This window comes from Microcystis sp. LE19-131.1A, assembly GCF_027532015.1.
Taxonomy (GTDB): domain Bacteria; phylum Cyanobacteriota; class Cyanobacteriia; order Cyanobacteriales; family Microcystaceae; genus Microcystis; species Microcystis ichthyoblabe_A.
The window spans coordinates 1-5343 of the sequence record NZ_JAPZSS010000142.1 but is presented as its reverse complement, the minus strand read 5'-3'; the positions used below and the strand labels follow the sequence as shown (position 1 = coordinate 5343).

6 protein-coding genes are annotated in these 5343 nt (G+C 39.7%); all 6 read right to left on the bottom strand.

Annotated elements, in window-relative coordinates; genetic code table 11:
• Window positions 1-220: DUF3782 domain-containing protein (locus O9323_RS11820; protein ID WP_288125158.1), on the bottom strand; the 220-nt coding region annotated here is incomplete at its 3' end.
• Between the two features lie 348 nt (window positions 221-568).
• Window positions 569-994: a type II toxin-antitoxin system VapC family toxin gene (locus tag O9323_RS11815; RefSeq protein ID WP_288125157.1), complete on the bottom strand. Its 426-nt coding sequence runs from the start codon at window positions 992-994 to the stop codon at window positions 569-571.
• A gap of 2 nt (window positions 995-996) precedes the next feature.
• Window positions 997-1239 (bottom strand): hypothetical protein, encoded by a 243-nt coding sequence (locus tag O9323_RS11810; RefSeq protein ID WP_271974664.1) that lies wholly within the window; start codon window positions 1237-1239, stop codon window positions 997-999.
• Between the two features lie 207 nt (window positions 1240-1446).
• Window positions 1447-4290 (bottom strand): tetratricopeptide repeat protein, encoded by a 2844-nt coding sequence (locus O9323_RS11805; protein ID WP_288125156.1) that lies wholly within the window; start codon window positions 4288-4290, stop codon window positions 1447-1449.
• Between the two features lie 13 nt (window positions 4291-4303).
• Window positions 4304-4765 (bottom strand): hypothetical protein, encoded by a 462-nt coding sequence (locus O9323_RS11800; RefSeq protein ID WP_288125155.1) that lies wholly within the window; start codon window positions 4763-4765, stop codon window positions 4304-4306.
• 175 nt (window positions 4766-4940) lie between these two features.
• On the bottom strand, window positions 4941-5343 hold a 403-nt coding region (locus O9323_RS11795; protein WP_288125154.1), incomplete at its 5' end, for a DUF3782 domain-containing protein.

Here is a 5343-nt window from a genome sequence, read left to right as displayed (position 1 = left end):
CCACCGCAGGACGTACTTGCCACTCGACAAACTCTCCTAAACGATTGCCCAACTCCCCAATCTGCTTACTAACTCTGTTAATTTGCTTATCTGTTTCCTTGATTTGTTTATCCGTTTCTTTTTGAGCTTGGGATAACTCTTGTTGGGATTGGGATAACTCTTGTTGGGATTGAGCTAATTGCTTTAGTATTGCCCGAATCTCTTCAATAGTGGCTGTCATAATGAATTTTCTCAGGTTAAAGTGAAATTTTCTTTATTATAGCCCGATCGCTTTTTCTCCCTTGAAGTAACCGTTCAAGGGGGGACAAAATCTAGTAATCTAAGGGGCATGGGTGAGAAGCACCTACGGTAATCCCATAATAAGTCTAAACTATGATTTGAATGATTGAATGAATACGATGATTGTGTTGTATTCAGCAAAATTTCTTCAATGATCAATCATAATCTATCCCATAATCCCATCAATCGCAGTTAAGACGATGATTGTTGATGTTGTCCCATCATTTGTAAACTTTTCCGAATTTGAACAATAGTAGAGTGATTTTTCCTAATAGTTGTTGACTCCATTTTATAGTAGTTCTATTTTTTGAAAAAGAATAATAAAACCTTCTTGGGTAAAGTGCTTGTCATGGGTAAGCACTTCAAAAATATCCATTTGTTGCATAATTACCATTGATATGCAGTCTGTAATGCTATAACCTTTGTCTGACCGTTGTTTATATAATTCAAAACCTAATTGACGTAATTCTGGTGTATAGGAAATAACTTTTATTGTTTTTTCCCGTAGCATTTGCGTACACATCAAGAGTGCTTTCTGTCTCATAATGGTTCCTCTAGATGAAGCATAGTTCAGTATCTCATCAATAATGCCATCTGTTGTTATTAGCTGATCATTGATACAATTATGAGCATAATTAAGCGCAATTTTATGCCAGTCATCTTTGGGGTTGAGTAAAGCGATCCAATAAAAGGTGTCGGCAAAAATTTGCTTCATGGTTAATGTTTAGGAGTACCGTAAATATAATGATCATGTTGTTCTGCACTATCAGTTGGTAAAGTATCTAAAACTTCTTGAGGAATATCAGCAGTGAGTTCTTCTATAAATTGTGCGAAAGGTTTAGATTGTTCTTGCGATCGATGATGTTTGATTTTGGCTAATAATAAAAAGTCAAAAACTTCTTCTATTACCTCATCGGATACTGTTTCAATTTCATGAATTAGTTGTTCTTTAAGAGTCATAATTTTACCTTTGTAAGTTCTTCAAATATAGCCTATATCAGTTATCAGTGATTAATTCAATCATAGTCTATCCCATAATCCCATAATAAGTCTAAACTATGATTGAAATGATTGAATGAATACTATGATTGTGTTGTATTCAACAAGTCTTCATCAATGATCAATTATAGTCCATCCCATAATCCCATAAATTACAGTTTAGACTCTTTACCTAATAAAGCGACGCACTAGCCACCGAGTGAGCATCCATAGCAAATAAAATGGCATCCATAGAATAACTATAGGAATAGCTATAATCCACTGCCACCAAGTTAAAGAAGTGGGTTTTTGCTGTTGTCGCATTATTTGTAAATTATTACGACAGGTTTTTGTATTCGGATGATTGTCTCCTAAGAGTCGTTTATACAAATCTAATGCTTCTAGATAGAGAGGTTCTGCTTCTGGGTATCTGCCTTGGGAATAGTACAAGTATGCTAAATTGTTGAGGGAAGTTGCCACATCGGGATGATTGTCTCCTAAGAGTTGTTTTCTCAAATCTAATGCTTCTAGATAGAGAGGTTCTGCTTCTGGGTATCTGCCTTGGGAGTAGTACAATCCTGCTAAATTGTTGAGGGAAGCTGCCACATCGGGATGATTGTCTCCTAAGAGTTGTTTATACAAATCTAATGCTTCTAGATAGAGAGGTTCTGCTTCTGGGTATCTGCCTTGGGAGTAGTACAATCCTGCTAAATTGTTGAGGGAAGCTGCCACATAGGGATGATTGTCTCCTAAGAGTTGTTTTCTCAAATCTAATGCTTCTAGATAGAGAGGTTCCGCTTCTGGGTATCTGCCTTGGTAGTAGTACAATAGTGCTAAATTGTTGAGGGAAGTTGCCACATCCGGATGATTGTCTCCTAAGAGTCGTTTATACAAATCTAATGCTTCTAGATAGAGAGGTTCCGCTTCTGGGTATCTGCCTTGGGAACGGTACAATCCTGCTAAATTGTTGAGGGAAGCTGCGACATCGGGATGATTGTCTCCTAAGAGTCGTTTTCTCAAATCTAATGCTTCTAGATAGAGAGGTTCTGCTTCTGGGTATCTGCCTTGGGAACAGTACAATGCTGCTAAATTGTTGAGGGATTGTGCGACATCCGGATGATTGTCTCCTAAGAGTTGTTTATGCAAATCTAATGCTTCTAGATAGAGAGGTTCTGCTTCTGGGTATCTGCCTTGGGAATCGTACAATCCTGCTAAATTGTTGAGGGAAGCTGCCACATAGGGATGATTGTCTCCTAAGAGTTGTTTAGACAAATCTAATGCTTCTAGACAGAGAGGTTCTGCTTCTGTGTATCTGCCTTGGGAACGGTACAATCCTGCTAAATTGTTGAGGGAAGTTGCCACATCGGGATGATTATCTCCTAAGAGTTGTTTTCTCAAATCTAATGCTTGTAGAAGGAGAGGTTCTGCTTCTGGGTATCTGCCTTGGGAATCGTACAAGTATGCTAAATTGTTGAGGGAAAGTGCCACATCGGGATGATTGTCTCCTAAGAGTTGTTTTCTCAAATCTAATGCTTCTAGATAGAGAGGTTCTGCTTCTGGGTATCTGCCTTGGGAATCGTACAAGTATGCTAAATTGTTGAGGGAAAATGCCACAAGGGGATGATTGTCTCCTAAGCGAGATTGTACCGCTTCGAGACAATTATCACAATATCTTTCTGCCGAGTTATACTGTCCTTGCCCCTCATAAAACCGTGCTACCCCAAAAAATGCCCAAATTAAATTATCATCAGGATTAGGAATATCATCCAGCATCTCTTGACTCAGTAACTCCAGATGAGGAATAGCCAGACGCACTCTGTCAATATCTGCAATAACGGGATTCTGGGGAATAGTCTTTGCTACGGCAATTACACTACTCGCAATTCCTCCTTGCAGAACATGAATAAAATCATCCCCTTCCTGCTTACTTTGATAACGAAAATACTCTCTCAACAAAGCATGAATAACAATATTTTTACCATTCTCAATCTCAATCAGAGACAAATTATCTAAGTGCTTGCGTGCATCCTTGACTGCTTTCTTCTCCCATCCCAAACTGTTTATCGTCGGTTCCACCAACTCTTGCCAAGGAATAGCAGCAGCAGCAAACCTTCCCAACAGCATCGCCAACTGAGTTGCTAAACCTTGCAAACGTTGCCAACTCAAATTAAACGCAGCTATCACACCCCTCTCAGCCTTAATTCCCCTCACCATTTCATCGGAAAGCGACTCATCCTCAAGACTCAACTGCTTTAAATAATCTTCCAGAGACAACATCCGATCATCTTTTAAATATTTAGCAACCAACTCTAATGCTAAAGGTAAATAACCCAGATAACGACAAATCTCCTTCGCTGTTTCTATCTCATTTTCAATGCGCGAAGTGAGTTCAGCATCGACAATTTTTGTTAACAGTTCAATAGACTCCGCTTCTGACAACACCCCTAACGATAACTCCCAAAACCTCAGACTCAGATTCCTTTGTCGCGTCGTTAGCATCACCTTAAAACGAGAGGAAATTGGGAGCAACTCTTCAGGAATATCTTCTAAACTTTTAACATCATCAATAACAATTAAAATTTGTCCCTCTTGAGGATGCCAATTTTGCCAACACCACTTCACCTGTTCCTCAACACTTCCCGATTTCTGTAACTTCTCCGGCATTGCTAAATAAGGCGCGGCTTTTAATAAAATTTGAGTCGCTAAATCCCCTTGATTAAGAGAAAACCAATAACAAGCTACATATCGCTGTTGAAACTCCCTTGATAACGCATACTGAACCGCTAACTCAGTCTTACCCACACCTCCCATACCCCGCACCGCACAAACCGAAACCTTACCCTCATTTTGTAACGCCTTATGCAAATTCTTTAAATCTTGCTGCCTCCCGACAAAATTGGGTGATCCTTGTCGTACATCACTGGGAATTGTTGTACTTACTTTTGGTAAATTAATCGTTTGGTTAATATTAACTTGAGCATTAGGACCAAACGTTGAATCTTTAATCCCTGTCTGAGTATTTTTGTTATCCATAATCGTTATAAAATTAGTTAGTTTCTTGCTCAATTGTAAAAATAGCGTCTCCATCCGCTTTGATCTGCTGCGCACCAATTTGTTCAACGAGATCGCCCTTAGCTTTTTGCTTGATTTCTGCTTTTATGCGACCTGCCGTAACATCTCTTAAACCAACTTGGGTGATTTCCCCTGCTTGAATTGCTCGTCCTAAAATCTGTAACTCCTCAGCAAAAAGGGAGTCTTCATCTAAAATCACATCTAAATTTTTAGTCAAAGTTGCGATCGCTGTACTATCACCACTTTCAACCTTAGCCAATGCTTCATTAACTTTCTCCGATCTTCCCATTAATCGAGTTTTGATCTTTTCCCATAAAATAGGAATCTTAGCCAAAGCTTCAGCCGTAAACCGTTTCGCTAAATCTCCCGTCCCAGACTTCACAAACTCTTGTACTGCTAAGGTGACAAGTAAACCTGCTGTTAATGGCTCAGTCATTTTTAAATTTTCCTCTAATAGTAATTCAAATTGGGTTTGAGACTCTAAACGTTTGGAGAAAAATAAAATCTCTAAATTTTAAATCTCTCCACTCCCATGGCTCTCTTGGATTTGGTGGGTAAAATGTATTCTAAGATACAGTCCGGCTGGCGAGGGGGTGGAAGGAAAGCTAAACCTACCAAACCCGGGGCGTAAACTCCGCATCATTTAAAATTATTACATTTTCCCCTGACTGCACCAACACAAACAAACCCTGACGACAAGCGTAACTCGCCACCTCATTGGGAACCACCATCGCTGCCACCGCTCCCAAGGCCTTTACATCTCGAAAACGAGGCATTAACCGCTTAAACTTGGCCAAACGTTGTAAATACTCATCCACATCCCTTTGAGTTAACTTACTTTTGACCTCCACTAAAATGGCATCGGTATCATTTACTACCAATAGATCAATCTCTAAACCCTCATTATCCCGTTTTACCGAAATGCCGGGGTGAAACTCATGCACATCAATGCCCCGCTCCTGAAACAGACGCACCACCGCAGGACGTACTTGCCACTCGACAAACTCTCCTAAA